Source organism: Microbacterium sp. NPDC079176, from assembly GCF_040686675.1.
GTDB lineage: Bacteria > Actinomycetota > Actinomycetes > Actinomycetales > Microbacteriaceae > Microbacterium.
Genome location: NZ_JBFBLM010000001.1, coordinates 237,998 through 264,111, shown reverse-complemented (window position 1 = coordinate 264,111; position 26,114 = coordinate 237,998). Strand labels below are relative to the sequence as shown.

At 64.9% G+C, this 26,114-nt stretch carries 25 protein-coding genes; 19 read left to right on the top strand and 6 right to left on the bottom strand.

Translation table 11 applies throughout. The features are described 5' to 3' along the window. The first annotated feature begins 12 nt into the window (after window positions 1–12). Genes AB0P11_RS01320 through AB0P11_RS01310 form a run of 3 tightly spaced genes read left to right on the top strand, consistent with a single transcriptional unit; the run spans window position 13 to window position 2,693 of the window. Window positions 13–1,002 carry an ABC transporter permease gene (locus AB0P11_RS01320; RefSeq protein WP_056510877.1) on the top strand — a complete coding sequence of 330 codons (990 nt, stop codon included), beginning with the start codon at window positions 13–15 and terminating at the stop codon, window positions 1,000–1,002. Then, window positions 995–1,960 carry an ABC transporter permease gene (locus tag AB0P11_RS01315; RefSeq protein ID WP_363519111.1) on the top strand — a complete coding sequence of 322 codons (966 nt, stop codon included), beginning with the start codon at window positions 995–997 and terminating at the stop codon, window positions 1,958–1,960. Before AB0P11_RS01320 ends, AB0P11_RS01315 begins: the two co-directional genes overlap by 8 nt. A 7-nt stretch (window positions 1,961–1,967) precedes the next feature. Further along, a complete protein-coding gene (locus AB0P11_RS01310; RefSeq protein ID WP_363519108.1) occupies window positions 1,968–2,693 on the top strand; it encodes a sulfite exporter TauE/SafE family protein in 726 nt (241 codons plus the stop codon). Between the two features lie 36 nt (window positions 2,694–2,729). Here the strand turns inward: AB0P11_RS01310 and AB0P11_RS01305 are convergent, their stop codons facing one another. Together AB0P11_RS01305 and AB0P11_RS01300 are read right to left on the bottom strand one after the other, a co-directional pair. Beyond that, window positions 2,730–3,710 (bottom strand): 2-hydroxyacid dehydrogenase, encoded by a 981-nt coding sequence (locus AB0P11_RS01305; protein WP_363519105.1) that lies wholly within the window; start codon window positions 3,708–3,710, stop codon window positions 2,730–2,732. Further along, window positions 3,707–5,020, bottom strand: a complete 1,314-nt coding sequence (locus AB0P11_RS01300; protein ID WP_363519102.1) for a glucarate dehydratase family protein — start codon at window positions 5,018–5,020, stop codon at window positions 3,707–3,709. The genes AB0P11_RS01305 and AB0P11_RS01300 overlap by 4 nt, the downstream gene beginning before the upstream one ends. 132 nt (window positions 5,021–5,152) lie before the next feature. On the opposite strand from AB0P11_RS01300, the gene AB0P11_RS01295 reads away from it, so the two are divergent. The 9 genes from AB0P11_RS01295 (at window position 5,153) to AB0P11_RS01255 (ending at window position 16,066) form a co-directional block, all read left to right on the top strand. Further along, on the top strand, window positions 5,153–6,061 hold the full coding sequence (locus AB0P11_RS01295; protein ID WP_363519099.1) for a LysR family transcriptional regulator: 909 nt from the start codon (window positions 5,153–5,155) through the stop codon (window positions 6,059–6,061). Window positions 6,062–6,185: 124 nt separating this feature from the next. Then, window positions 6,186–7,892: an ABC transporter ATP-binding protein gene (locus tag AB0P11_RS01290; protein ID WP_363519096.1), complete on the top strand. Its 1,707-nt coding sequence runs from the start codon at window positions 6,186–6,188 to the stop codon at window positions 7,890–7,892. Between the two features lie 289 nt (window positions 7,893–8,181). Beyond that, on the top strand, window positions 8,182–9,258 hold the full coding sequence (locus AB0P11_RS01285) for an extracellular solute-binding protein (RefSeq protein ID WP_363519093.1): 1,077 nt from the start codon (window positions 8,182–8,184) through the stop codon (window positions 9,256–9,258). Window positions 9,259–9,304: 46 nt separating this feature from the next. After that, a complete protein-coding gene (locus AB0P11_RS01280) occupies window positions 9,305–10,321 on the top strand; it encodes an ABC transporter ATP-binding protein (RefSeq protein ID WP_295100967.1) in 1,017 nt (338 codons plus the stop codon). Between the two features lie 79 nt (window positions 10,322–10,400). Further along, a complete protein-coding gene (locus AB0P11_RS01275) occupies window positions 10,401–12,194 on the top strand; it encodes an iron ABC transporter permease (protein WP_363519089.1) in 1,794 nt (597 codons plus the stop codon). Beyond that, window positions 12,191–13,228, top strand: coding sequence for a LacI family DNA-binding transcriptional regulator (locus tag AB0P11_RS01270; protein WP_363519086.1), 1,038 nt, complete (start codon window positions 12,191–12,193; stop codon window positions 13,226–13,228). The genes AB0P11_RS01275 and AB0P11_RS01270 overlap by 4 nt, the downstream gene beginning before the upstream one ends. 40 nt (window positions 13,229–13,268) lie before the next feature. Beyond that, on the top strand, window positions 13,269–14,162 hold the full coding sequence (locus tag AB0P11_RS01265) for a metallophosphoesterase (protein WP_363519083.1): 894 nt from the start codon (window positions 13,269–13,271) through the stop codon (window positions 14,160–14,162). A 134-nt stretch (window positions 14,163–14,296) separates the two neighbouring features. Beyond that, window positions 14,297–15,004: a DUF4433 domain-containing protein gene (locus tag AB0P11_RS01260; RefSeq protein ID WP_363519938.1), complete on the top strand. Its 708-nt coding sequence runs from the start codon at window positions 14,297–14,299 to the stop codon at window positions 15,002–15,004. A 9-nt stretch (window positions 15,005–15,013) separates the two neighbouring features. Next, window positions 15,014–16,066: a macro domain-containing protein gene (locus AB0P11_RS01255; protein WP_363519080.1), complete on the top strand. Its 1,053-nt coding sequence runs from the start codon at window positions 15,014–15,016 to the stop codon at window positions 16,064–16,066. A 708-nt stretch (window positions 16,067–16,774) separates the two neighbouring features. Here AB0P11_RS01255 and AB0P11_RS01250 read toward each other — a convergent pair. Beyond that, window positions 16,775–18,028 (bottom strand): hypothetical protein, encoded by a 1,254-nt coding sequence (locus tag AB0P11_RS01250; RefSeq protein ID WP_363519077.1) that lies wholly within the window; start codon window positions 18,026–18,028, stop codon window positions 16,775–16,777. Window positions 18,029–18,342: 314 nt separating this feature from the next. Here AB0P11_RS01250 and AB0P11_RS01245 point away from each other — a divergent pair, with 314 nt between their 5' ends. Further along, the gene (locus tag AB0P11_RS01245) at window positions 18,343–18,534 is read left to right on the top strand and encodes a recombinase family protein (protein WP_363519074.1); all 192 of its coding nucleotides are present in this window, start codon (window positions 18,343–18,345) and stop codon (window positions 18,532–18,534) included. 68 nt (window positions 18,535–18,602) lie between these two features. Next, on the top strand, window positions 18,603–18,884 hold the full coding sequence (locus AB0P11_RS01240; protein ID WP_363519071.1) for a hypothetical protein: 282 nt from the start codon (window positions 18,603–18,605) through the stop codon (window positions 18,882–18,884). A gap of 6 nt (window positions 18,885–18,890) precedes the next feature. Here the strand turns inward: AB0P11_RS01240 and AB0P11_RS01235 are convergent, their stop codons facing one another. After that, a complete protein-coding gene (locus tag AB0P11_RS01235; protein ID WP_363519068.1) occupies window positions 18,891–19,586 on the bottom strand; it encodes a hypothetical protein in 696 nt (231 codons plus the stop codon). A 638-nt stretch (window positions 19,587–20,224) separates the two neighbouring features. On the opposite strand from AB0P11_RS01235, the gene AB0P11_RS01230 reads away from it, so the two are divergent. Next, a complete protein-coding gene (locus tag AB0P11_RS01230; protein ID WP_363519065.1) occupies window positions 20,225–21,304 on the top strand; it encodes a hypothetical protein in 1,080 nt (359 codons plus the stop codon). On the opposite strand, the gene AB0P11_RS01225 is transcribed toward AB0P11_RS01230, so the two are convergent. Then, the gene (locus tag AB0P11_RS01225; RefSeq protein ID WP_363519062.1) at window positions 21,294–21,704 is read right to left on the bottom strand and encodes a (deoxy)nucleoside triphosphate pyrophosphohydrolase; all 411 of its coding nucleotides are present in this window, start codon (window positions 21,702–21,704) and stop codon (window positions 21,294–21,296) included. The genes AB0P11_RS01230 and AB0P11_RS01225 overlap by 11 nt on opposite strands. Before the next feature lie 241 nt (window positions 21,705–21,945). On the opposite strand from AB0P11_RS01225, the gene AB0P11_RS01220 reads away from it, so the two are divergent. The 3 genes from AB0P11_RS01220 (at window position 21,946) to AB0P11_RS01210 (ending at window position 25,444) form a co-directional block, all read left to right on the top strand. Next, on the top strand, window positions 21,946–22,281 hold the full coding sequence (locus tag AB0P11_RS01220) for a nucleotide pyrophosphohydrolase (RefSeq protein WP_363519059.1): 336 nt from the start codon (window positions 21,946–21,948) through the stop codon (window positions 22,279–22,281). Then, a complete protein-coding gene (locus tag AB0P11_RS01215; RefSeq protein ID WP_363519056.1) occupies window positions 22,278–24,017 on the top strand; it encodes a DNA/RNA helicase domain-containing protein in 1,740 nt (579 codons plus the stop codon). The genes AB0P11_RS01220 and AB0P11_RS01215 overlap by 4 nt, the downstream gene beginning before the upstream one ends. 425 nt (window positions 24,018–24,442) lie before the next feature. Next, window positions 24,443–25,444: an SDR family NAD(P)-dependent oxidoreductase gene (locus AB0P11_RS01210; RefSeq protein ID WP_363519053.1), complete on the top strand. Its 1,002-nt coding sequence runs from the start codon at window positions 24,443–24,445 to the stop codon at window positions 25,442–25,444. A gap of 3 nt (window positions 25,445–25,447) precedes the next feature. On the opposite strand, the gene AB0P11_RS01205 is transcribed toward AB0P11_RS01210, so the two are convergent. Continuing rightward, window positions 25,448–25,723 (bottom strand): hypothetical protein, encoded by a 276-nt coding sequence (locus AB0P11_RS01205; protein ID WP_363519050.1) that lies wholly within the window; start codon window positions 25,721–25,723, stop codon window positions 25,448–25,450. A 73-nt stretch (window positions 25,724–25,796) separates the two neighbouring features. Here AB0P11_RS01205 and AB0P11_RS01200 point away from each other — a divergent pair, with 73 nt between their 5' ends. After that, the gene (locus AB0P11_RS01200; RefSeq protein WP_363519047.1) at window positions 25,797–26,108 is read left to right on the top strand and encodes a hypothetical protein; all 312 of its coding nucleotides are present in this window, start codon (window positions 25,797–25,799) and stop codon (window positions 26,106–26,108) included. The last annotated feature ends 6 nt before the right edge of the window (window positions 26,109–26,114 follow it).

Sequence of the window (26,114 nt, the reverse complement as noted above, 5' to 3'; positions counted from 1 at the left end):
AGGCGGGCGACCATGTGGACCTACCTGAGAAAACGGATCCTGCAGAGCGCGCTGCCGCTGATCGCCGTCGTACTGGGTGTCTTCGTGCTCGCCCGTCTCACCGGCGATCCGTCGCAGCTGTACCTTCCGCTGAACGCCACCGACCAGATGCGCGAGGACTTCGCCGCCCGCAACGGCTTCGACCAGCCGCTGTGGAAGCAGATGGGCGACTACTTCCTCGGTGTCCTGCAGCTGGACTTCGGTCAGTCGCTGCGCACCGGGGAACCCGCCGCCGAGATGGCGCTGCGTGCCTTCCCCGCCACCCTGCAGCTCGCCGCGGTGACGATGGTCCTCGCGATCGTCATCGCCATCGTGCTCGGCAGCTGGGCATCGCTGAAGCCGAACGGCATCGCCGACCGCATCGTGAGCTTCTTCTCGATGACGGCGGCCAGCGTGCCCGACTTCTGGGTGGCGATCCTCGGCATCTGGATCTTCGCGATCACCCTCGGCTGGCTGCCGACATCCGGAACCTCCGGCGCTCTCGTCTGGATCCTGCCGGTCGCGACGCTCATGCTGCGACCGGTCGGGGTGCTCGCCCAGGTGATCCGCGGGTCGATGGTGACCGTGCTCGGGCAGCCGTACATCCAGGTCGCCCGCAGTCGCGGCGCCGGCCAGATGCACATCGTCTCGAAGCACGCGCTGCGCAACGCCGCAGCACCCGCCCTGACCGTCGCCGGCGACCTGACCGTCGGACTCATCAACGGCGCGGTCGTGGTGGAGTCGATCTTCGGCTGGCCGGGCATCGGCAAGCTCATGATCGACTCGATCCTGCAGCGCGACTTCGCGGTGCTGCAGGCCGCGGTGCTCATCACCGCTCTGGCGATCTTCGCCCTCAACATCATCATCGACCTCGGTTACGCGCTGCTGGATCCCCGCGTGCGGCCGACCTCGGGAGCCAAGGCCCGTCGCCGCGGTCCCGGGGCACTCTCCGACACGAAGGCAGAGGTGCTGACGAATGTCTGACAACGCATCGACCGTCACCGTCCTCACGCAGAAGGCGCGCGGAGCCCGCTCGTCGGGTCGCGCCAACCTCTGGCAGCTGCTGCTGAAGGACAAGGTCGCCACCGCCGCCGCCATCGTGCTGTCGTTCATCGTGCTCACCGCGATCATCGGTCCGCCGCTGTTCGGCGAGATGGCCCAGCGACAGGACCTCGGCGCGCGCAACATGCCGCCGTTCAGCTTCCAGCTCGGCTGGGAGTACGTCCTCGGCAGCGACTCGCTGGGTCGCAGCCTGCTCGCCCGCATCATCACCGCGGCGGGAACCACGCTCGGTGTCGCGGCGGCCGCCGTGGTCGTCTCGGCGGTCGTCGGCTCGATCTGGGGCATGTGGGCCGGATTCCACCGCGGATGGCGCGAGTCGGTGTCGATGCGCATCGCCGACGTCATCATGAGCTTCCCCTCGCTGCTGCTCGCCGTCGTGATCCTGTACGTGTTCAACCCGAGTGCGGCCAACATCGTGCTCGTGCTCGCGATCACCCGCATCCCTCTCTACCTGCGCACGGCGCGAGCGGATGCCGCCGAGCTGCGCTCGAGGATGTTCGTCGACGCCGCGACGAACTTCGGAGCCACGAACAAGGCCATCGTCTTCCGGCACATCGTCCCGAACGTCCTGCCCACGTTGGTCACGCTGGCGACGCTGGAGTTCTGCTACGTGATGCTGGCCGAGTCGTCGCTGAGCTTCCTCGGCATCGGCATCCAGCCGCCCGATGTCAGCTGGGGCCTCATGGTCTCGCAGGGACGCCAGTACCTCGCCGAGGCGTGGTGGCAGTCGGTGCTCCCCGGTCTCGCGATCGTCATCACCACGGTGTGCGCGAACGTCCTGGCCGCGTGGCTGCGTCTCGCGACCGACCCGGGCCAGCGCTGGCGTCTGCAGAGCAAGAAGCGCCGTCGTATGATCGGCTCGATCGCCCCGCGTCGCTGAGTCCGCGGTGACGCCGCTCGAGTTCGTGCTGCTGGGGGCTGTCATCCTCGTCGCCGGCTGCCTGCAGGGCTCGATCGGCTTCGGAATGGGGATGCTGGCCGCACCGTTCATCGCCCTGATCGACACGACGCTGCTGCCGGTGCTCGTGATCATGCTGGCCATGGTCGTGACGCTGATCGTGGCGGTGATGGATCGCGCGGCGCTCGACCTGCGCGGGGCCGGCTGGGCGTTGGCGGGGCGGGTGCCCGGGACCGTCGTCGGCGCGGGTCTCGTCACCGTGATGTCGACGACCGTGCTCTCCTGGGCGGTCGCGGTCGTCGTGCTGCTCGGAGTCGTCGTCTCGCTGCGGGGCTGGCGCCCGAGAGTGACGAGGACGACGCAGGCGGTGGCCGGGGCACTGTCGGGTGTCATGGGCACGACCACGTCGGTCGGAGGGGCGCCGATGGCGATCATCTGGCAGGGCTCCGACGGGCCGCGGCTGCGCGGCACGATGTCGGCGTTCTTCCTCGTCGGATCATCGCTGTCGCTCGTCGCGCTGTTCCTGTGGGGCGCGGTGCCGACGCACGCGCTCGCCACGGCGGCCTGGATGGCGCCGTTCGCCGTGGCCGGGGTGGTGCTGTCGCGGTTCGTGAACAGGTTCCTCAACCGCCGGCGCACGCGCGCGATCGCTCTCGGAGCATCCGCCCTCGGTGCGGTGACGCTGATCGTCACCCGCCTGTTCGAGCTCGGCTGAGCGGATGCCGGAGCGACCCGCCCACGGCCAGCCGCCTCAGCGCACCTGACGCTCGAGTGGGAGGCCCGCGTCGAGCAGGTCGATGTTGCGGGCGATGTCGGCTGCCCGCGCCGTGAAGACCTCGCGGGCATGACCCGAGTGGTGCGGGGTGAGCACGACCCGATCGAGCGCGGCGAATCTCTGCACGACGGGTGGAGCCTGCGCGCCCTGCGGCGCCTCCCACCACACGTCGATCGCCGCTCCCCCGATGCGTCCTTCGCTGAGGGCCGAGAACAGTGCGTCCTCATCGATGAGCGCCCCGCGGGCGACGTTGATGACCAGGGCGTCGGCGTTCAGCTGCGCGAGCGCGTCGGCGTCGATCATCCCTCGCGTGCTCTCGGTGAGGGGCGCGGTGACGACGACGACATCGCTCTCTCGCAGCAGCGGATGCAGCTGATCCTCGCCGTACACCTGATCGAGCAGCTCGGTTCCGGGGCCGCCCGCATCCGGATGCCGGCGCATCGCGACGACGCGCATGCCGAAGGCCTTCGCGAGGTGGGCGACGGAGCGGCCGATCTCGCCGTAGCCGACCAGTCCGAGGGTGCTGCCGGCGAGCGAGCGATGGTACGAGGCGCCTGCCGTCGCGATCGTCCGCCACTCCCCCCGACGCATCTCGGCATCGGCGTCGATCGCGTGACGGCGCAGCATGAGTGCGGTCATGATCACGTGCTCGGCGATCGCGGCGCCGTGGTGACCGGTGTTGCACAGCGGCACATCGTCGGGCACGGCACCGGCTTCCACCCGGTCGACGCCCGCACCCGTCGCATGCACGAGTCGCACGTGATCGGCGCCGGCCATCTCGGCGACCGTGAGCCGCGAGCAGATCACCACGTCGGCGCCCTCGATCGCCGCTCGCGTCGAACCGGGCACGTCGAGGTCGGCGAACACCCACTCGTGCGGGCGCGCGGTGCGGCGCAGATCGTCGGCGAACGCCGACATGATCGGATCGGTGACCGCGATGCGCAGCGGCGCGTTCACCAGCGGGGGCTCTCGAGCACGTATCCGGGGTCGACGCGCTGCATGTAGCCGGTGTCGTCGCGCTCCCGGATGCCGCCGTCGAGGTACTGCCTGTGCAGCCGCGCGAGCGCCTCGGGGTCGAGCTCGACGCCGAGTCCTGGCGCGGTCGGCACTGCCAGCGATCCGTCCCTGAAGGTCAGGGCGCCGGGGGCGATGACGTCTTCGTCCTCGCGCTTCCACGGCCAGTGCGTGTCGCACGCGTAGCCGACGCCGGGGGTGGCACCGGCGAGGTGGGTCATCGCCGCGAGGCTGATGCCGAGGTGCGAGTTCGAGTGCATGGAAAGCCCCCACCCGAGCGTCTCGGCGAAGCCGGCGAGCAGCCGGGATCGTTCGAGACCTCCCCAGAAGTGGTGGTCGGAGAGCACGATGTCGATCGCGCCGAGGCGCACGGCATCTGCGATGTGCGAGAACGCGACGACGCACATGTTGGTGGCGAGCGGCAGGTCGGTGTGGCGGCGCACCTCGGCCATGCCCTCGAGACCCGGGGTGGGGTCTTCGAGGTACTCGAGCACGTCCTTCAGCGCATCGGCGACCCGCAGCGAGGTCTCGACGGTCCAGGCGCCGTTCGGATCGATGCGCAGGGGGTGGTCGGGGAACTCCTCGCGCAGCGCGAGGATCGCGGCGATCTCATCGTCGGGCGCGAAGACACCGGCCTTGAGCTTGAGCGCTGTGAAGCCGTAGGCGTCGACGATGCGACGCGCCTGCCTGACGATGCCGTCCGGCGTCAGCGCCTCGCCCCATTCGTCGGATGCCTCACCCGGGTGGCCTGCCCACTTGTAGAAGAGGTAGCCGCTGAACGGCACGGCGTCCCGCACCCGTCCGCCCAGCAGCTCACTGGCGGGCATGCCGAGCAGCTTGCCGCGGATGTCGATGGCGGCCACGTCGAACGGCGAGAGCACGCGGTCGCCGGTGCTCGTGCCGGTGACCATGCCCGACATGCCGTGTCCGCCCTGCACCCCGTCGCCGGCCACACTGCGTTCGACCCGCGCTCGCAGGTCGTTCGCGGCGAACACGTCGCAGCCGAGCACGGCGTCGGCGGCGACCCGCAATCGCTGCAGGTGCGCGCTGTCGCCGTAGGTCTCGCCGAGTCCGACGACGCCCGATTCGGTGGTCACCTGCACGATGGCGCGCAGCGCGAGCGGCTCGTGCACGCCGACGGTGTTGAGCAGGGGTGGGTCGTGGAATGCGACCGGAGTGATGCGGACGGACCGCACCGCGTTCTCGGACAACCGCGTGGCAGCCGGGACAGACAGCAGGAACTCTTCGGACATCACGCCTCCGTTGGTGAGACTCCGGGACTCCGCTTCGACGGATTCCGCGTCATCGAGTTTCTCCGACACTATGGTGGGGACAGATGCGCGGACAAACCAAAACTCGCACTGATTGATGTCGGGAGTGGATCGATGATCTCGCTGGTACAGCTCGAATGCTTCATCGCCGTCGCGGAGGAACTGCACTTCGGTGCGGCCGCGACCCGACTCAAGATGACGCAGCCACCGCTCAGTCGGCAGATCCAGCAGCTCGAGCGCGAGCTGTCGACCCGACTGTTCGATCGCACCAGCCGTCGCGTCGCGCTGACTCAGGCCGGGCGCGCGCTGCTGCCCAACGCGCGGCGCCTGATCGACCTCGCGGCGAAGGCGGTCTCGGACGTGCGCTCGGTCGGCGAGGGCGCCGCCGGAACCGTCACGATCGCCTACACCGCGATGGCCGGGCAGGCCGTCGTGCCCGATCTGCTGCGGCGCGCGTCGGCCGAGCTGCCCGGCGTCACCCTGCTGCTGCGCGAACTCGTCTCGCTCGACCAGGTGGAAGAGCTCGAGAAGGGCACGGTCGACATCGGCCTCATGCGGCCACTGCTCGCCCGACCGCAGATCAGCAGCCGCGCGGTGTACCGCGAGCGGCTGGCGGTGGCGCTGCCCAGCGACTCGGCACTGGCACAGCGCGCGGAGCCCGTGAAGCTCATCGACCTCAAGGACGAGTCGCTGCTCATGTACTCCCCGAGCGGCGCGCGCTACTTCCACGACCTGCTGCTCTCGATGTTCGTGGCGAGCGGGGTGCATCCGCACATCGTGCAGTATGCCGGGCAGGTGCCCGCCCTGCTGGCGATGGTCAGCGCCGGCATCGGGTTCACGCTCGTGCCGCAGTCGGCCGAGCGGATCTCTCCCGACACCGTGACGATGCTGCCGATCAGCGAGGCCGATCCGTCGTCGCGGGTGAACAGCGTCGAGCTCGACATCGCGTGGAACTCGGAGTCGCACAATCCTCTCGTCGAACGGCTGCTGAATCTGATCGACGACGTGGATCACGACGACTGATCTATGCAGTGGGCGCATTGCCCAATGCCGATGTAGTGCTTGATCGGGATGAATCCTCACGCCTAGCGTGAACGAGAAGATGATCAGTGCTGATGACACGACCCGTGCTCGACGAGGAGGACGCATGCCGAAGGACATCGCCGCGACCGCCGATGAGTCCGCCCGACTCGGTGAGGCCGTGAACCCGACACCCGGCGGCCGACCCGCCGCGCGTGACGACATCCTGCGCGTCGAGGATCTGCGCGTCGCCTACCGGATCGGCGACCGCGAGGTCGATGCGGTGCGCGGGGTGAATCTCAGCGTGGGCCGCGGAGAAGTGGTCGCGATCGTCGGCGAATCCGGATCCGGCAAGAGCACGGTCGCGCAGTCGATCATGAACCTCCTCGCGCCGAACGCCGAGGTCACCGGCGGGCGCATCGAGTTCGACGGCGAAGACCTGATCCCGCTGAGCGAGCGCCGCTGGCGCAGCATCCGGGGCCGTCTGATCGGGCTGGTCCCCCAGGACCCCGCGCTCTCTCTCAACCCGGTGCGACGCGTGGGGGTGCAGGTGGCGGAGCCGCTGCTCGTGCACGGACTCGCGACCAAGCACGACGCGCATGATCGTGCCGTCGAGCTGCTCGAGATGGCAGGACTGACGTATCCGGCCGAGCGGGCGAAGCAGCATCCGCACCAGTTCTCGGGCGGCATGAAGCAGCGCGCGCTGATCGCGGGAGCGCTGGCCGCGCAGCCGAGCCTGATCATCGCCGACGAGCCGACGAGCGCCCTCGACGTCACCGTGCAGAAGCAGATCCTCGACCACCTCGCGAACCTCACGCAGGAGCTGGGCACCGCGATCCTGCTCATCACCCACGACCTGGGCATGGCGGCCGAGCGGGCCGACCGGGTCGTCGTCATGAAGCAGGGCGAGATCGTGGACTCCGGACCGGCGGCGCAGGTGATGACCGCGCCGACGCACGAGTACACCCGCAAGCTCATCGCCGCCGCACCGCGGCTGAGCGCACACGAGCGGCGGACGGCATCCACCCAGGCCCGCATCGAGTTCGGCGGCGAGCCGATCGTGCGGGTCTCCGAGCTCACCAAGGTCTTCCCGCTGCCCAAGGGCGAGGGCGAGCGCCGCTCGCTGACCGCCGTCGACTCCGTCTCTCTCGAGGTGCGCCGCGGCGAGACGCTCGCCGTCGTGGGCGAGTCGGGGTCGGGCAAGAGCACGCTCGCGCGACTCGTGCTGAGGCTGGAGGAGCCGACCTCGGGATCCATCTCGTTCGCCGGCGAAGACATCACCCACCTCAAGGGCGAGAAGCTGCGTCAGCTGCGGCGGCGGTTCCAGATGGTCTACCAGAGCCCGTTCGACTCCCTGAATCCGCGAATGACGATCGAGCAGCTCATCACCGAGCCCCTGCTGTCGTTCGGCGAGGGCGACCGATCGTCACGGTCGAAGCGCGCCGTCGAGCTGTCGGAGCAGGTCGCCCTTCCCGACGGGATGCTGGGCCGGTTCCCCGACGAGCTGTCGGGCGGCCAGCGGCAGCGCGTGGCCATCGCCCGCGCTCTCGCGCTCGACCCGGAGTTCCTCGTGCTCGACGAGGCCGTCTCGGCGCTCGACGTGTCGGTGCAGGCGCAGATCCTCGCGCTGCTCGACGAACTGCAGCGCGAGCGCGAACTGAGCTACCTCTTCATCACGCACGACCTCGGTGTCGTCGCCGAGACCGCCGACCGCGTCGCCGTGCTCAAGCACGGCAAGCTCGTGGAGTGCGGCGATGCCGCGCAGATCTTCACGAGCCCGCAGGAGGAGTACACGCGGATGCTGATCGAGGCCGTTCCGGCGTTCTCCGCCTGACGCTCGCCCTCGGTTCGACCGGCGGGCGAGTGGCCACTTTCGCACCCCTCGCGGCCATTTCAGGTGCATTACTGACCACCCACGGAACAGGCGTCAGGCGTCAGGCGTCAGGCGTCAGGCGAGGCACAGCGTCGACAGTTCACTTCGCACTCCCCGTGCGTTCACCTCGGACGCCTATCTTGAGTGCGGTCGCGCGAACGCGGCTAAGAATCAGACAGATCGTTGTACGTAAACCACAACATCGCGGTAAAGTCGGATCAGACATACCTCGATGACGAGAAAGGCGACCATGGTCGACATCCGAAAGAAGCGCTGGTCTCTCCTGGGAATCGCTGCGGTGGCGGCCGTGACCCTGACCGGCTGCGCAGGCGGCAGCACCGAGTCCGACGGCGGTTCGAGCGACGGCGGGTCGGATGCGACCCTCATCGTCTACACGAACTCGAACAGCGACGGCCGTGGCGAGTGGATCACCGAGAAGGCCGCGGATGCCGGCATCGACATCGAGATCGTGGGTCTCGGCGGCGCCGACCTCACCAACCGCATCATCGCCGAGAAGAACAACCCCGTCGGCGACGTGGTGTTCGGTCTGAACAACATGTTCTTCGAGCAGCTCAAGGCCGAAGAGGCGATCACCGCCTACGAGCCCGAGTGGAGCGGCGAGGTCCCGGCCGATGCCGGCGACCCCGCTGACGGAGCGTTCTGGCCGCTCGTCGAGCAGGCCATCGTCACGGTCTACGACGAGAACACCATCACCGACGCCCCCTCCGATGAGGAGGACCTGTGGACCGACGAGGAGTACGCGGGCCGCTACGAGGTCAACCCGGCGCTCGGCCAGGCCACCCCGCAGCTCGTGCTCGCCAGCATCCTGTCGCGTCACCTCGACGAAGGCGGAGACCTCGGCGTCAGCGACGAGGGCTGGGACCTGGTGAAGTCGTACTACGCCAACGGATCGCCCGCGGTCGAGGGCACCGACCTCTACGCCCGCATCACGCGTGACGAGATCGACTACGGCGTGCTGCCCTCGAGCGGCATCGCCGCGCGCGACGAGGAGTACGGCACGAAGACCGGCATGATCGTGCCCGACTACGGCGTGCCGTATGTCACCGAGCAGATCGCGCAGATCAACGGCACCGGCAACGAGGAGAAGGCCCAGGAGTTCATCGACTGGTTCGGCAGCGCCGAGGTGCAGGGCGAGTTCGCGGCCGAGTTCAACTCGATGCCCGTCAACGAGGGTGCGGTCGAGCAGGCCAACCCCGAGGTCGTCGAACTCATGGGCACCCTCGACCGTCAGGACATCGACTTCGGCTTCGTGAGCGAGAACCTCGGCGCCTGGGTCGAGAAGGTCACGCTCGAGTACATCGGCTGATCGAGCCCGACACCACCACTCCTCTCGCACTAGCCGGAAAGACACCATGATCCGTTTCGAAGATGTCGAGGTCGCGTTCGGCGATCACCGCGCGGTCTCGCACCTCGATCTGGAGATCCAGGAGGGTGAGTTCTTCACCCTCCTGGGTCCGTCCGGATGCGGCAAGACCACCGCCCTCCGCACACTCGCCGGGTTCGTCGAGCCGACGGGCGGTCGCATCCACATCAACGGCCGTGACGTCACTCGCGTGCCCAGTGAGAAGCGCGGCGTGGGGATGGTGTTCCAGAACTACGCCCTCTTCCCCAGCATGAACGTGCGCGAGAACATCGCGTTCGGGCTGTCGATCCAGAAGACGTCGAAGGCCGAGCAGCGCCGCCGCGTCGACGAGATCGCCGACCGCACGGGCCTCGCGCCGTCGCAGCTCGAGAAGAACGTCTCGGAGCTCTCGGGCGGGCAGCAGCAGCGTGTGGCCATCGCCCGCGCGCTCGCGCTGACCCCCAGCATCCTCTTGCTCGACGAGCCGCTGTCGAACCTCGACGCGAAGCTGCGCGTGCAGCTGCGTGAACAGCTGAAAGACTTGCAGCACGAGGTCGGCGTGACCACGGTCTACGTCACGCACGATCAAGAAGAGGCGCTCACCCTCAGCGACCGCATCGCCGTGCTCGACGCCGGAACCCTGCAGCAGGTGGGCACGCCGGAGGAGATCTACGACCGCAGCGCGACGCCGTTCGTCTGCAGGTTCATCGGCGAGAACAACCGTCTCAGCCCGGCGCAGATCACGAGCCTCGGCGGCGGACTCGACGCCACGGCCGAGAGCTACGTGCGGCCCGAGAAGCTGCACCTCGCCGAGGCGGGCGACAGCTCGACGGCATCCGCGTCGCTCGCCGGCACGATTGTCGACCGCACGTACCACGGCAGCCACAGCGTCTACACGGTGACGGCAGAGGATGCTGCGCTGCGCGTCAGCGTTCCCGCCGCGGCGAGCGCACGCCAGTGGAACCCCGGCGACGCGGTGCGTGTCGACGTGGACCCGCGCTGGATCCTGCAGTATCCGGCGGCGTGACATGTCGGATCAGAACCCCCAGAACCCCTCACACCCCGCGGTCCCGCCCTCAGCGGCCGTGACCGGAGAAGCCGGCTCCTTGACGACCGAAGCTGTCGTCGAGGGTCAGACGGCGGGACCGCGGCTCAACAAGAGAGGGCGCCCCGGCAGCGTCAAGGCGATGCTCCGCTCGCCCCTCGCCTGGATCACGGGCATCATCGTGATCTGGTTCGCCGCGGCGTTCCTCGTACTTCCCAACGCCGCCCTGCTCGGGGTCACGTTCTTCCCCGACGGGCAGTTCAGCATCCGTGCCGTCGAGAAGCTGTTCGGCAGCGAGCGTGCGCTGAAGACACTCGGCAACAGCTTCCTGCTCGCGGTCACGCTGTCGATCACGGTCAACGTGGTCGGTGTGTTCATCGTGCTGGTGACGAAGTACTTCCAGGTGCGCGGCGCGAAGATCCTCTGGCTCGGCTATGCCACCACCCTGATCTACGGCGGCATCGTGCTGGCCGCGGGATACAACTTCATCTACGGCCGGTTCGGGTTCTTCACGAACATGATGGTCAACTGGTGGCCCGACATGGACCGCGACTGGTTCTCGGGATACTTCGCGGTCGTCTTCGTGATGACGTTCGCGACCACCACCAACCACATGCTGTTCCTCTCGTCATCGCTCGGCAAAGTCGACTACGCGTCGATCGAGGCGGCGAAGCTCATGGGGGCGTCGACCTGGACTATCCTCCGCCGCATCGTGCTGCCGGTGATGAAGCCGATGCTGTTCGCCGTCACGGTGCTCACATTCCTCATCGGGCTCGGGGCGCTGACGGCTCCGCTCGTGCTCGGCGGGCCCGACTTCCAGACGGTCGCGCCGCTGATCATCGACCTGTCGCGCAGCCCCATCACGCGTGACATCGCAGCTCTCCTGGCGATCGTGCTCGGCATCGCGACGATCATCCTGCTCGCGATCATGAACCGCTTCGAGAAGTCGGGCGTGTACTTCTCGGTCGCGAAGGTGGCGACCCCGATCCAGAAGCAGAGGATCCGCAACCCGTTCGCGAATGTCGTCGTGCACGTCATCGCGTACCTGCTGTGGGTGATCTATCTGATCCCGGTCGTGCTGATCGTGATCTTCTCGTTCGTCGATGCGCGCAGCATCCTCGCCGGTTCCATCACCCTCGACAGCTTCACGCTCGACAACTACGTCACCGTGTTCTCGAGCGCCGAGGCGATCCGTCCGTTCATCGTCAGCGTCGTCTACAGCACCGTCGCGTCGCTCGTCGTGGTCGGCGGTCTGCTGTTCGTGGCGCGGATGCTGCAGAAGCACCGTAACCTGCTGACGACCGCGATCGAGTACGTGCTGCACATTCCATGGATCCTGCCGATCGTGCTGATCGCGCTCGCCCTGGTGACCGCGTTCGATGAGCCGCGGGCGATCGTGGGCGGCTTCGTGCTCACCGGCACGCCGATCCTGCTGCTCATCGCCTACATCTGCGTGAAGATCCCGTTCACGCTGCGCCTGCTCAAGGCCGGGTTCGCGTCGGTGCCCGATTCGCTCGAAGACGCCTCGCGCATCCTCGGAGCGAAGTCGCTGACGACGTTCCGCAAGGTGCTGGTGCCGCTGGTGCTGCCGACGGCCGCGGCGATCACGGCGCTGAACTTCAACAGCCTGCTCGACGACTACGACGCGGCGATCTTCCTCTACCACCCGCTGTTCAAGCCGCTGGGTGTGGCGATTCAAGAGAGCACGCGCGGCGAGAACAATCTCGACGCGATGCCGATCACGTTCGTCTACACAGTGCTGCTGATGATCATCATGGGTGTCACCATGTATCTCGTGTATGGACGAGGTTCGCGCGCCGGAGCGCCCCGCAAGGCCAAGAAGGCGCGCGCGTGAGTGGTGCATCGCCTTCGGATGCTCCGGGGCTGCGCGTCACGGTCAGTGATGTGGCCGCCGCCGCCGGGGTCTCCCGGGCCACCGCGACGAGGGCGCTGAAGGGCGAGGGACGATTCGCGCCCGAGACCCAGGAGCGGATCCTCGCCGAGGCCGAGCGCCTCGGATACGTGCGCAACACGATGGCCGCCGAGCTCGCCGCCGGGCGCACCGGAACCGTCGGACTGATGCTGCGCGATGCGAGCAACCCGGCCTACGGTCTGCTGTTCTCGCGGTTGCAGGATGAGGCACACAGGCGTGGCCTCGACCTCGTGACCGTGACGATCGGCGCCGACGAGCAGGGAGCCGAGCAGGTCAACGCGCTGCACCGGCTGCTCGGCATGCGCGTCGCCGGACTCATCGTCGCGACCGGTGGCATCACGGCCGCACAGCTCGAGCCGTTCGCCGACCAGGTGCCCATCGTGCGCGCGGGGCGGGTTGAGACGGCGGAGGGGATTCATACGGCGCACTACGACGATCCCTCGCATGGGCGGATGTTGGCGTCGCATGTTCTGTCGTTGGGGCACCGGCGCGTCGTGGTGCTTTCCGGCGCGGAGGATGTGTCTTTTGCGGAGCATCTGCGGGCTTCGGCAATGGAGTCGACGTTGGTCGCTGGTGGGGCGACGGTGACTCGGGTGTCTGCGGGGGCTGCGCCGACCGATGGAGTGGATGAGGCGCTGGATGCCGTGCGCGATGGGGCCACGGCTGTGATGTGCGCGTCGGACTATCGGCAGCTCGCGGTCATGCGCGCTCTGCGTGCTGCGGGGTTGTCTGTACCCGGAGATGTGAGCGTGACGGGGTGCGACGGCATCCTGCCCGGTGCCGACCTGCTGGGGCTCACGACGCTGCGGATTCCGGTCGAGGCCGTTGCCGCCGCGGCTGTGGAGACGATGCAGCGGTTGCTTTCGGGATCGGATGCTGAGTCGGATTCTTCGGAGACCGTGCGGCAGCCGTTCGTCGGAACTCTCGTGCCCGGATCGACCGCCGCCGCCGTCTGACTTCTGTCCTGTACTTGTTCGTCGTCTCACTGGAAGAGAAATGATCCTCACCGAGCACTCTCGCCCATCGCACACCTTCGTGCACATCTCCGATACGCACCTTCCGGGTGAACGCGCTCCGCTGTATGGCAGTGGGGCGGATGCCGATGCGAACCTGGCTTCTGTGCTGGACCGGTTGGTGTCTTCGGGGCTTCGCCCTGATGCTCTGCTGTTCACAGGGGATCTCGCTGATCGAGGGGACGCGTCGTCGTACCGGCGGTTGCGGGAGCTGGTGGCGCCGGCCGTGGAGGCGCTGGGGTGCGAGGTCGTGTGGGCCATGGGCAACCATGACGAGCGCGGGGCGATGCGGGCGGAGTTGGGGCTCGCGGGAGGGCCTTCGGATGCCGTGGTCGAGGTGCAGTGGTTCGGCGGGATGCGGGTGATCGTGCTGGATTCGACGGTTCCCGGGGAGCACTGGGGGCGGGTCGATGAAGCGCAGCTGTCATGGTTGGCGGCTGAGCTGGCCACGCCCGCGCCGGAAGGTTCGCTGCTGCTGATCCATCACCCGCCACTGCCGACGGTGCTCGACCTTGCGGTCACGGTAGAGCTGCGTGAGCAGGCGGCGCTGGCCGCGGTGCTGGCGGGGTCGGATGTGCGGGGGATTCTCTCGGGGCACGTGCATCACCCGTCGTTCGGGACGTTCGCGGGGATTGCTGTGGCGGCAGCGTCATCGAGTGCGTACGGGCAGGATCTCGCTCAGCCGGTCGGGGCTACTCGTGGCCAGGATGCTGCGCAGGGGTACAACCTCGTGCATGTGTACGACGGGACGATCGTGCACTCGGTCGTGGGGCTCGAGGTCGGTGCGGATGTCGGCGAGCCGGTTGCGGCGGAAGAGGCCGGGAGGCGGATCGCTGGGCGTGGGATCAGCTGGCGGGAGCGCCCCCTTGCCCCCTGAGCGGGTCGGATGCGTCAAGGGGACGCGAGGCGGTCAGAGTGGTTGGGCTGTCGCAGCAAAGCACATATGACGCGTTACCGTTCAGGAGGTGTCCGTAGACTTCATGCCATAATTTCGTCACCGGTGTGCCACAGATGGGAATTTCGTTGCTCGCGTTGAGGACTCACTACAACGGCGGCTTCGTTGCAGTGGATGCCGTGCCCTCGATGGCGAACGCTGACGACTGGCTTGTGTGGCACTTCACTCGCATCGAATATCTCGCGGAGATTGTTGCCGCGGGTGCTCTCGCATGTGACGACGACGTTGCTGAGCGATCGGGAAGCGTGGCGGACCCGGGGATCAAGGCGGAGCGTCGCCGCCGGATGGTGTCTGCCGTGGGCTACCCGGAGGGAAGGGCAGTCAGCGCGCACGTGCCCTGGTACATCGCAGCGAAGTCACCAATGCTCTACCGCGTGTCCAAGAATCATCCACCGGAGGTGCTGGACGGCCTCGTATTCTTTGGAATCCGCTTGGGAGACATCCCGGGATCGGGCATGGAGTGGGTCGCGAGCAACGCAAACGCAGCGAGCGCACTCAGTCGGTTCACGACCGACCTTGATAGTCTCGGATCGTTCGTGGACTTCGAGCTTCTCAAGGCGCAGTTCTGGTACAACGTCCCGGAGGACCTTGCTCGCGCCTCACGTCGAGCCGCCGAAGTTCTCGTTCATAAGCGCGTGCCGCTGAGCGCGATGTCCGTGGTTGCCGCTAGGAATGACTCAACTCTCATCAAGGCCCGCGAGATGCTGACGTCGGCGGGCTACTCCTCGTTCGAGTACCGCAATGCAACAAAGATCACATACTGAGGAAACGACATGATCACGTATACCACCGGAGACATCCTCCAGGCGGACGTTGATGCTGTCATCAACACCGTCAATACTGTCGGCGTAATGGGGAAGGGCCTGGCACTTCAGTTCAAGCGCCGTTATCCCGAGAACTTCAAACAGTACAAGCGGGCGTGCGACAGGGGCATCGTTCAGATCGGGTCGATGTTCGTGACGGAAACCTATGAGTTGCGCGGCCCCCGTTACGTCATCAACTTCCCAACTAAGAAACACTGGCGCGCGGATTCCCGGCTCGATTACATTCGCGCCGGTCTGACCGATCTGATTCGTGTGATCGACGATCTGAAGATCCGTTCGATCGCTGTGCCCCCTCTGGGCGCTGGCAATGGCGGTCTCAACTGGGCGGAGGTCCGGACGCTGGTCGATCAGGCCCTGGCGGATCTCCCAGGGGTTGAGATCCAGGTCTTCGAGCCGGTCAACGCTCACTTCAGTGTTGCTCCTTCGGTGGCACCGAAGATGACCAACTCGCGCGCGCTGGTTGTTGCACTCATTCTGGAGTACACAAGGCGGCGTCAAATTATTGAACCCTGGGAAGATTCAAGAGGCGCGTCGCACCTTGAGGTCCAGAAGCTGATGTACTTCGCGTCTCAGCTGATGCCTAAGATGCGACTTCGTTTCGTCGAAGGTAAATACGGCCCCTACAGTGACGTCGTTCGAGCGATGCTCCAGGAGATGGAAGGTAGCTATCTTCATGGCTACGGGGACGGCAACGATCGAGTGCTTGCGCTTGAGCCGATCCAGGTAACCGAGCAAGGGCTTGTGGCGATCGAGGCTTTTGAACCTGACGGCGAGGCTGGTGAATACGAATGGGTTATCCGTGCTGTCATGGACAGAGTCGCGGGCTTCGAGGGTGCATACCCGATTGAACTACTCGCGAGCGTTGATTGGGCGATGAAGAAGCTTGAATCGGATGATGTCAAGAGGGTGACTGAATACGTCCAGAACTGGACAACTCGAAAAGGACGTCTGTTTACAGCCGAGGACATCGAGACGGGGCTGGGGCAACTCGCGAGCGCGTGAAAAAACCGCTGGATGAACGCGTGATCCGCGCCTTAGCTCCTAGTACTCGATTCGACGCGAATAGCCGAAACGGCACTACTGCTGGCGAGCAAAGAAACAGATCCCGGCGCTTCAGTACGGTTTACGTAGCGAACTACGTCCCACTCTTCTAGCAACCGCAGGGCATGGGTGTGGTCGCTCCCGACGATTTCGATCATGACGTGAGGCGCGATGATCGCGTCTTCCCTCAGGGTGATCCGCTGAAGATAGCGCGTGGCTGAGATTCCGATCTCGCGTGCGTGGTCAAGCGTGCGGATTGATCGATCTTCAGCAGCGCGACGCGATCCGAGGTGGATCGGTCCGTGCAGGTGTAGATTCGCTTCGTCGCTCGAGTGCCACCAGTTGTCAATCAATGTGCGGTTCGTATCAACAACGAGTGGGACGTCTTCAGCAAGGATCGCTGGGTACTCAGCTCTGGAGCCGCAACATTGGTAGAAACCGTTCCTGGGAGAAGGGTCGGTCATCGGAAAGCGGTGGCTCCCCAAGCAGTTGATACCCCATTCGTCGGGATCCGCGATGTCCAGCTCGCCGCTTGGATGGACGAAGGCGCCTCCTACTCCGGAGATTAGGAAGTCTCCGTGTGGATTACGCAAGGTACCAATCACACGCGAAGCTTAATCCGAGTCCGCGGACTCGCACCAGCACCCGCCCAGCAAGCTGGACATCGCGCTACGCGGGAGACACGTTTCCGCGATGAATGCCCCAAGCACGCGAGACGGGCCCCAGCAACATCGGAGGCACATCCTTAACGTCGGTGCTGTCGATGAAGGGTCGGTACTCATAACCAGCCGGCGTTCTCCTGAAGAACTCGGCCATCGTGCGTGCACGACCGTCTCTTGAGAGTGCGTAGACGATGAGCGCTTCATCGCGGCCCCCTAGAGGGTCCTTGCCGTAGAACTCGTTCGGCCCCGACGAACCATTCTTCCAAGGCTTCTCAGGTCGCCCGGTTCGTGGGTTCACGGTCGTGACCCACGTCTCTGAGGCGAACATGACTCCGTCGTAGGTTAGCGCACCGAGCATTTCGATAGCCTGCTCGATCGTCAACTCTCGTGGTTGGTCCAGCGCTATACGAATCGGTATACCACGGACGACCTCATTGCTCCGATAAAACAAGAGGACCGAGCCCGCATACCCGTCCTTTTCTAGAAATACCTTCGACATCGACATGCGGGCGGCGACATCATCTATCACCCCCTTGTCGAATGCTAGGGGCTCCCCGTAGCGTTCGAGCGAGCGTTGAGCCGCAGACTCATCCATCTCAATGATCCCGTACTCGACGTCGTAGATGTTGCCGGTTGCGATATCGATAGTTGCGGACGGCGGAGCGAGTGGAAAGCACCGCGGGGCATCGCTCGTGCTTGCGTCAATGCAGGCACGCCGGAACCCACCAAGTTCGCACACTTCGATCCCGGACTGTTCGTGCGCGATGCGAATCAGGCGGGCAACGCCCGCATAAAGCTCGCGGAGCGCCGCGACGAGTTCGTGTTGCGGGAGTTGATCGTCAAACCATTTGCGGGAGACCCGGATTGTCCCTGTTCCGGTAGGACGATCGCGAGTGATCAAATCCTCGAAAATGTTGATTATGTCGTCGGGAGTGAAGGATGGGGGTACGGGTATTACCTCCTCAGCCTCGCGGAGGCGCGGCCCGTAGTACGTGACCTCGGCGACGCTCAACGTGCGAAGGTCTTCTTCCTTGACGATGCGGTTCCTTGATTGAACGCCCCAGCTCATGACCTCGTTCGCGCGCGCCTCGTCCTGCCATTTAGAATACCAGTCGTCGAAGTTGCTCCATCGAGACTTACGCTTCTGTAGCAGGAAGCTCACTCCCCGAGAGTTCTGTATGGCTGAGTTGAGGAAGCGGCGAAACTCCTCCGCGTCGAAGTACGACTCGCTCGCGCGATGGATATCTTCATGGACGTCCATGAGTCGACGATGTGCGTCTTGGCACGGGCAGGCAGGCGGCATCTCGATCTCCACGATGGGGGGTTCAGTTGATCCGCTCAGACTAGTGGCACCGCTCGCGACACCTCACTTCCAACCGTCATGCCTCAGTAGCAATGCGCGGGTCGCGTACATGGACGCACGTGTGCGGGAACCTCGGGGCATACAGATCGATACAACCCCAAACGGCGAGTTCCGGACTCACCTTGACGCCGCGCTGGTTCAGCGGGAACGTGGGGATGATCGGCCTCCGCACGCGGGAGGGCATGGCGCAGCGGAGGACTGAAGGAAAGCACATGGGCCGCAGTGTCGAAGTTGAGTTCCTGCCGACCTACCGGCGGGTGCTCTCAATGAGCGCGGACGGGCACAGCCTCAACGCCATCACCCGCATGCTTAGCGACGAGCACGTGCCGACTGCGAAGGGTGGCAAATGGGACCCGTCGACCGTGCGGGCCATCGTCATCAGCGGGACGGCGAAGACGCTCTAGGCCAGGTGTCGTGACCTGTATGGATTGTGGAGCGGCACTCACAGACTCATTGGACGTAATCTGTGCTCATGGCCAAGTACCTGACTATAGATCACGACGACCTCCAACCGGACGTCGCACTTGACAAACCGGTGGGCTACGAATTCATTATCGAGTTCCGCGGTGAGGTGAAAGACGTAGAGGTCAGCGTGTTGCGAACCGGTGAACACGAATGGCAGGCACGTCGACAGTTCGGACTTCAGGCGACGATCTACCAGCTAGAGGACGAGTCTTTTGATCCCCGGCAGCATGGGTACCCGTCACAGCCGACGTTGCACGATGCGATCCGCGTCAGGTTCAGTCCTTTCTGAGGCCGATTACACGGCTCCGCCGCCTAACGGGTTTAACAGCCCGGGGTACGCGTCCAAGCGGTAGTAGCACCGTGAGGCGGGATCATAGGTGTAGCCGCACGCCGTCATCAGGCGCGTTGCGTCGGTGGGCGAAAGCGCGAACCTTTTGGTCAGGTCGTCGACGCTCCAAGCATCTGAGCGCGCAACCGCCTCCCGTAGCAAACCCCACACTTCTTTACTGCCGGATCTCAGCCATGACTCTGCCTCGCGACGCAGTTCTCGGTTCTTCCTGGCTTCGACTGCACGACCAGCAACCTTGATGAACTCGACGGCCCCATAGGCCTCCAGGAAGGTGCCTCCGAATGGCAACAGGTCACTGAGCACCCAGTCGTACATCTCGGGAAGGCCCATGCCGCCCCACCCGCCGGTGCGCAGGAACACCGCGTCGTCCTCCGGGCCGATCAGGAATCGAAGATCACGCGCTGTCTCGTGTCCTTCAAGAAGTAGAAACTGCGAGTCCTGAATGCCTCTGTCGTGGTCGAATGCGTCTGACGGCGACAGTAGGAAGCCGGTCGTTCCATCTTCGCGTCGCCCCAACCTGGCGAATGCGTCGGCGATAAGTGGGAACACTGGTTCATCGCCATCACCATCGAACTTCAGGCGAATACGCTCACCGGGGGGACCGGTCGGGTACGTCAGATCGAATGAGTAGCGTTGCTCCATGCTTGCGAATATATCGGAGGCATCTTCGCGGGTATGGGGTCACGGTGTGCAGTCGGTGCTCGAAGAGCACGCTTGCATCGAACATGCGAGGGACTAGACCGGTTGCCGAACGCGACTGCATTGATGGGTTTGGGGCTGATTCTGCCAACGCCCCGCCCTCCCACTCGAGCCGAGTGCCTGTAACGCGCTCGAATCATGGCCCGCTGTACATCTAGGCACGCGCCCTCACATACAGCCCAGAATCGACGGTTCCAATCTTCGATATCGGCCTCGTTCGAGAATCCTACGCCACGGGTCCGCCACTCAGCCATAAACGCGGCGAGCGCGCCGCCGTCCACCGTTTGAGCTAGCAGCGTGTCCCATTCCTACTCAAGGGCGGCGCGTTCTGATTTCGAGCGCTATGAGCTCTCCCCGCGCTTAGCTGTGCACGCTCTTTAGACTTGCGTCCAACAGGACGTGACCTATGTGCGCGATGCTCTCCGCCAAGCTCGCCAGGCGGGCTGTGACGGCTTCGAGCGCCGCTGTCCGGTCGTCAGTCTCCGGGGAGTCGAGTTCACCGACGAACAGATCATTCGCAATGGGAGCTTGAATGCTCGCGTGGCGACTGGCGATCCTGGCATATCGATATGCTGCGACTCGTGAGCACCACTCCTGCGCAGCTATCGCTCGAACTCAACGTTGATCAGAAGCGCATCCGAGACGTTCTTCGTGAGCGCTACGGCACGCTTCCCGAAGGAGTCGCTCGATGGGACCTTGACGACGAACAAGCAGAGTTTGTTCGGTCTCGATTCGGGAGCGCGTCTAGGGGCCTCGACCCAAAGCAGTGGACGCTGGAGATCGGCGATACCGTCCTCAGACGCGAGATCCACGCGGCATACGGTGGTCAAGAACAGGGTGGAATCGTCACGCCCAAGTCCATCCCAGACATCCTGGTCATCACGAGCCCCGAGAGTGGTGCGAGGCATGGGTACGACGCGTTCGAGGGGCTTAAAGAGGACGGATCGTTCCTCTACACCGGCGAGGGCCAGTACGGGAACCAGGTGTTTGCGCGAGGAAACTCGGCACTCCGTGACGCGACCGCGACCGGACGGCCCATTCGCCTGTTCACCAAGCAAGGAACCTCGGTCACGTACGTAGGCGAGTTCACCACTGGCGACCCTGCGTTCACGATTGCGATGATCCCGGACTCTGACAAGAACCCCCGTGAGGGGATCATCTTCAAGCTTGTGCCCGTGGTTGCCGACGTTGAGGCGCTCGCCTCACGGCCGGAAGCCCTCATCGAGACTGACAGAGCGACCTCCTGGATTCCTCCCGAATCTTCGCCCTACGTTGTTGGTGCAGCGCCGGTTCCCAGCGACCGCCTCGCGTCGCGGATCGAGTTCGCGCTGCAGGCCGACTTTGGGCGCTGGATTGAGGAGCGTGGGGAAACGCCTCAGACGCTTGCACTTGCATCTGCTGGCGCCACCATCAAGCCCGATCTCTACGTCGAAGAATCCGGTTGGATTGTCGAGGCCAAGAAGTCACCCGCGCGCGAGTACGTCCGCGCGGCAATCGGTCAGGTCCTCGACTACGCCCTGCTAGCTCGCGAGTCGGGGCGGGCCGCAATTCCGGTGATCCTGCTCCCCAGTCGGCCGGTGGCACATCTTGAGCGGCTGCTGTCAGAGTTGGAGATCATCCTCATCGTGCGCGACGGCGATGGATTCTCAGTCATCGAGTAGTCGTGGAGCGTGAGAGCTCAGCCACAGCCGGGAGATCTGGAGCCGCCCAGTCAAGCGCCACCAAATCGCCACGACTGACCCAACGGAGCTCGTCATGGTCGAGGCTCGTCGTAGGCGCTTCTTCTCGTAGACGTGCGCGAAGACAAACGAGTCGGATGACGTTGCTTCCCACCTCCGTATCGTCGGTGCGGAGCGGGCCGGTTACCTCGATGGAGACTCCAAGCTCTTCCTGAATCTCCCGCACGAGGGCTTCTGCGTCGGTCTCACCTTGCTCCACCTTGCCCCCGGGAAACTCCCACTTCCCGCCGGCCGCTTTTTCGGGACGACGCCGGCAAGCGAGCAGCAGACCGTCGTTCTCGATGACGGCAGCAACGACTTCGATCACTCGACCCTCAGTCATGAATGCCTCCGTGAGCACGCTAACAGTAGCCAGGTTCCACCTCGACGAGGCCGCGCACTGGTGCCGATTGTCGGCGAGAGAGCGCAGGTTGACGGCTCCTAGCACTCGCTCAAGGCGCCTGAGTGCAAAAGTCGCAGACCTTCCTCGGCTCGACTACTCCGCAGCGGACACGAGAACTGCGGGGGAACGGGATCGTTCGCGACGCCCCGATGCTTTTGCCGAGCCTGCTAGCGTCGCTCACATGCCGTCGAATCAAACGCTCAGCGCCCTGCGCGCGTTCGTGGCCGAACGCGATTGGGACCAATTTCACTCGCCAGACAATCTGGCTAAGAGTATCTCGATTGAAGCTGGCGAGCTCCTCGAGTGCTTCCAGTGGTCCCCAAACTTCGACCAGGAACAGGTGGAGGCGGAGCTGGCGGATGTCGTAACCTATTGCATCCACCTCGCGAACAAGATCGGCGTCGACCTCGACGAGATCGTCATGAAGAAGTTGGAGTCGACGAAGGCGAAATACCCCGTCGATCTAGCCAAGGGCCGCATGACGAAGTACACCAAGCTCGCTGAGGCGCCGGAGTGACAGAGTTCAGCATCCAGCGCCTTCCCTTCCGCCGTGACGCTGTTGATACCTGGGCGCGTGATGACAAGCGGCACACCAACTGGCCGGTTGTCTACGTGCTTGAAGGCGACGCTCAGCGCAGTTCGCCCGGTCTCTACGTAGGTGAGACGGTGAGTGCCGCTACCCGGATGCGTCAGCATCTCGCGGGCTCCAAGAAGAACGAATCCCTCGAATCGATCCGCGTCGTCGTGGATCACAAGTTCAACAAGTCAGTCTGCCTCGACCTTGAATCCCATCTCATCCGTTGGTTTTCGGGCGACGGTCGTTACCGCATCCTCAACGGCAACGACGGCCTGACAGACGCGCAGTACTACGACCGCGACCTCTATCGTGAGTCTTTTCGTGACGTGTTCGAGGCGATGCGAGCAGAGGGGCTCTTCTCGCGGAGCATCCCGCAGATCGAGAATTCGGACCTCTTCAAACTGTCGCCCTTCAAAGCGCTGACAGATGACCAGGGCATCGCGATCATGGACATCTTGGAGGGTCTGCTCGAAGATCTTCAGGACGCCGACGCCCGATCAACACTCGTAGTCCAGGGCAACCCGGGAACAGGGAAGACGATCATCGCGATCTTCCTGATGAAGTTGCTCGCCGACATCCGCGACTACGACGATCGCGACGGCATCGAGCCAGACTCAATGTTCTCGGATTTCTTCATCCCCGAGAATCGCGAGTTGCTCAAGGCAATTCGTATGGCGCTCGTGATCCCGCAACAGTCTCTGCGGATGTCGGTGAAGAAGGTCTTCAAGAAGACCCCCAAGCTCGATGCCGCAATGGTGATGTCGCCGTTCCAACTCGGTGAATCCGAAGAGACGTACGACCTCGTGCTCGTCGACGAGACCCACCGTCTCGGGCAGCGAGCCAACCAGGCGTCGGGGGTTCAGAACAAGAAGTTTCGAGAGATCAACGAGGCTCTATTCGGAGGCGATGACCCTCGCTATACCCAGCTTGACTGGATCAAGGCTCGGAGCAAGCATCAGGTTCTGCTCGTCGATGGTGAGCAGAGTGTGCGGCCTCACGACCTTTCTCCGGCGGCTCTCAACGCCGAAATCAATGGGTCCAAGGATGCGCATCGCTTTTTCCGCCTGACGACTCAGATGCGCGTGCGGGCTGGCGCAGACTACGTCGAGTTCGTCCGCGCCCTTCTGCGGGATGAAGCGCCATCGCTCCCCGAACTCGGTGAGTATGAACTCCGTCTCTTCGACGATCTCGGAGAGATGCGCGGCGCCATTCGACAGAAGGATGCTGAGGTCGGTCTTTCCCGCCTCGTCGCAGGCTACGCGTGGGATTGGGCATCGAAGAAGAACCCGGACGCATTCGACATCGAGCTTGACGGTGAGCGAATGCGGTGGAACGGCACGGACAAGGACTGGATTAACTCGAAGGGCTCCCTCGAAGAGGTTGGGTCGATCCACACCGTTCAGGGGTACGACCTGAACTATGCAGGCGTCATCATCGGACCGGACCTCCGCCTCGACCCGGCAACGGGTCGGATTGTGGCGGATCGTGAGAGCTATCGCGACAAGAAGGGTAAGGAGAACACCGGGCACCTCAAGGGTACGTTTGGGGACGATGATCTGTTAACGTTCATCCGAAACATCTACGGCGTGCTACTAACACGCGGGATGCGGGGCACGTACGTGTACGTGTGCGATCCAGTGCTGAGAAGGCGGCTCGCTGCTGCTCTAACGCGCTAGGTCGCGTCCCACGAGCCCGCTCCCCCAAGCTAGCCTGCTGCGCCACCCGCGCGAGAGTCACTCCCTCGGGCCGAGCGAGCCCGGCAGATCGCCGAGAGTCACGCCCGCAGATTCGCCCGACGTCGGTCGTCGTCGACGCCGACAGATCGGCTCCCCGTAAGGTCCGCTCGAGCAGCGTCTCGCCAAAGAATGCGACCGTCGACGGCCAACACCGGTATCTCGTCTGCTTCGATGCCTCCGCAGAATCCCCGAGGCCCTCGATCGTCGCGGCCTCGTACCCTTCTGCGGTGCGTGCGCCGCATCGCCTCAAGCAAGGAGTGACGGGCTTCCTCACGACGAGGACAGGGCGCCTTCCGAACGGACTAGGCGTAGACTTCCCATAAGTAGACGCACCGTTGCGAAACCAAGCCTCAAGGAGCACCCCCATGGCCCTCACCGCACACTCCACCATCGGCGACTGGCTGAACGACCCGACCGGCGGGCCGATCATCCGCGCTCTCTTCGAGCAGACGGGCGCCGACCCCGAGCTCCTCACCCCCGTGCTCGGACTCCCGCTGCAGCAGCTCGTCGCCATGAGCCAGGGCGCACTCCCGCAGACGGTCGTCGACGACCTCGTGCGCGCAGCCAACGACGGCGAGATCCCCGAGGCCGACGAGTCCGAGGGCTGGGCCGAGAAGCCCACCGCCGGACGCTTCGCCGGCAAGACCGTGATCGTCACGGGCGCAGCATCCGGAATCGGCAAGGCCACCGCATCCCGCATCGCCCGCGAAGGCGGACGCGTCATCGCCTCCGACATCGCCGCCGACAAGCTCGACGCGCTGAAGGCCGAACTGCCGGATGCCGACATCACCACCGTCGCCGGAGACCTCACCAAGCAGGACGCGATCGACGCCGTCATCGCCGCTGCGGGCGACCGCATCGACGCCCTCGCGAACGTCGCCGGCATCAACGACGACTTCTCCCCCGCGGGCGAGACGACGGATGCCGTCTGGGACCGCGTCATCGCCATCAACCTCACCGCCCCGTTCAAGCTCATGCGCGCGGTGCTGCCGATCATGGAGAAGGCCGGCCGCGGCTCCATCCTCAACGTTTCGAGCGAAGCGGGTCTGCGCGGCAACTCCTCGGGCAACGCCTACACGGCCAGCAAGCACGGCATCATCGGCGTCACGAAGTCCGCCGCGTTCATGTACGGGCCGAAGGGCATCCGCGTGAACTCCGTCGCACCGGGCGGCGTCGCCACCGGCATCCCGATGCCGCCGAACATGTCGGAGTACGGCTCCGGCCGTCTGGCCCCGTTCCAGCAGGCGATCCCCACGGTCGCGACCGCCGAGCACCTCGCCGCGTCGATCACGTTCCTGCTGTCGGACGACGCCGTGAACATCAACGGTGCCGTGCTGGCATCCGATGGCGGATGGTCGGTGCAGTAAGCGTCAGTCTTGGAGGCCGGCACGGCTACCGTGCCGGCCTTCGAACTCGCCGATCGCTCGACGAGCCCTGCGCAGCTCGAAGATCCCGACGCCCACTCCGGCGCCGAAGACGACGAGGCTGATCCACCGGTAGACCGCGCTCGGATCCAGCGCGATCGCGACGGCCCATCCTGCGAGCAGGACAGTCGAGAACACGATCGTGTAGAGCGCGAAGTTCTTGCGGCGTTGCAACGCGATGCGCTGCTGAATCAGGGAGGGCTCGGCGTTGGGCTCGCTCATGAGCTGAGCCTAGACCGCGGCTCCTCGAGTGGGCTCAGGCGGCCCGCTCTCAGAGCGGTGAGAGACTGAACCCGTGCCTGAGCGTCCGGAGATCGTCTGCATCTGCGGCTCCATGCGGTTCATCGAGGACATGCGCGTGGTGAGTCAAAGCCTGACGCTCGCTGGCGCCATCGTCCTCATGCCCGCGGAGATGGACACCCCGATCACCGACGAGCAGAAGGCCGTGCTCGGAGAGCTGCACCTGCGCAGGATCGACCTCGCCAATCGGGTCGTGGTGGTGAACCGCGGCGAGCGCATCGGCGAGTTCACGACGCGGGAGATCGAATATGCGCGCGCAACCGGCAAGCCTGTGACCTTCGTCGGCCCTGTCTACGGCGACGCGTAGTCCTCA

Excerpts from the sequence above, each read along its gene's own strand:
- AB0P11_RS01320 (WP_056510877.1), top strand. The coding sequence starts at position 13 with ATGTGGACCTACCTGAGAAAACGGATCCTGCAGAGCGCGCTGCCGCTG.
- AB0P11_RS01315 (WP_363519111.1), top strand. The coding sequence starts at position 995 with ATGTCTGACAACGCATCGACCGTCACCGTCCTCACGCAGAAGGCGCGC.
- AB0P11_RS01300 (WP_363519102.1), bottom strand. The coding sequence starts at position 5,020 with ATGTCCGAAGAGTTCCTGCTGTCTGTCCCGGCTGCCACGCGGTTGTCC.
- AB0P11_RS01295 (WP_363519099.1), top strand. The coding sequence starts at position 5,153 with ATGATCTCGCTGGTACAGCTCGAATGCTTCATCGCCGTCGCGGAGGAA.
- AB0P11_RS01290 (WP_363519096.1), top strand. The coding sequence starts at position 6,186 with ATGCCGAAGGACATCGCCGCGACCGCCGATGAGTCCGCCCGACTCGGT.
- AB0P11_RS01285 (WP_363519093.1), top strand. The coding sequence starts at position 8,182 with ATGGTCGACATCCGAAAGAAGCGCTGGTCTCTCCTGGGAATCGCTGCG.
- AB0P11_RS01280 (WP_295100967.1), top strand. The coding sequence starts at position 9,305 with ATGATCCGTTTCGAAGATGTCGAGGTCGCGTTCGGCGATCACCGCGCG.
- AB0P11_RS01265 (WP_363519083.1), top strand. The coding sequence starts at position 13,269 with ATGATCCTCACCGAGCACTCTCGCCCATCGCACACCTTCGTGCACATC.
- AB0P11_RS01260 (WP_363519938.1), top strand. The coding sequence starts at position 14,297 with ATGGGAATTTCGTTGCTCGCGTTGAGGACTCACTACAACGGCGGCTTC.
- AB0P11_RS01255 (WP_363519080.1), top strand. The coding sequence starts at position 15,014 with ATGATCACGTATACCACCGGAGACATCCTCCAGGCGGACGTTGATGCT.
- AB0P11_RS01250 (WP_363519077.1), bottom strand. The coding sequence starts at position 18,028 with ATGGACGTCCATGAAGATATCCATCGCGCGAGCGAGTCGTACTTCGAC.
- AB0P11_RS01245 (WP_363519074.1), top strand. The coding sequence starts at position 18,343 with ATGGGCCGCAGTGTCGAAGTTGAGTTCCTGCCGACCTACCGGCGGGTG.
- AB0P11_RS01240 (WP_363519071.1), top strand. The coding sequence starts at position 18,603 with ATGGCCAAGTACCTGACTATAGATCACGACGACCTCCAACCGGACGTC.
- AB0P11_RS01235 (WP_363519068.1), bottom strand. The coding sequence starts at position 19,586 with ATGGAGCAACGCTACTCATTCGATCTGACGTACCCGACCGGTCCCCCC.
- AB0P11_RS01225 (WP_363519062.1), bottom strand. The coding sequence starts at position 21,704 with ATGACTGAGGGTCGAGTGATCGAAGTCGTTGCTGCCGTCATCGAGAAC.
- AB0P11_RS01220 (WP_363519059.1), top strand. The coding sequence starts at position 21,946 with ATGCCGTCGAATCAAACGCTCAGCGCCCTGCGCGCGTTCGTGGCCGAA.
- AB0P11_RS01210 (WP_363519053.1), top strand. The coding sequence starts at position 24,443 with ATGGCCCTCACCGCACACTCCACCATCGGCGACTGGCTGAACGACCCG.
- AB0P11_RS01205 (WP_363519050.1), bottom strand. The coding sequence starts at position 25,723 with ATGAGCGAGCCCAACGCCGAGCCCTCCCTGATTCAGCAGCGCATCGCG.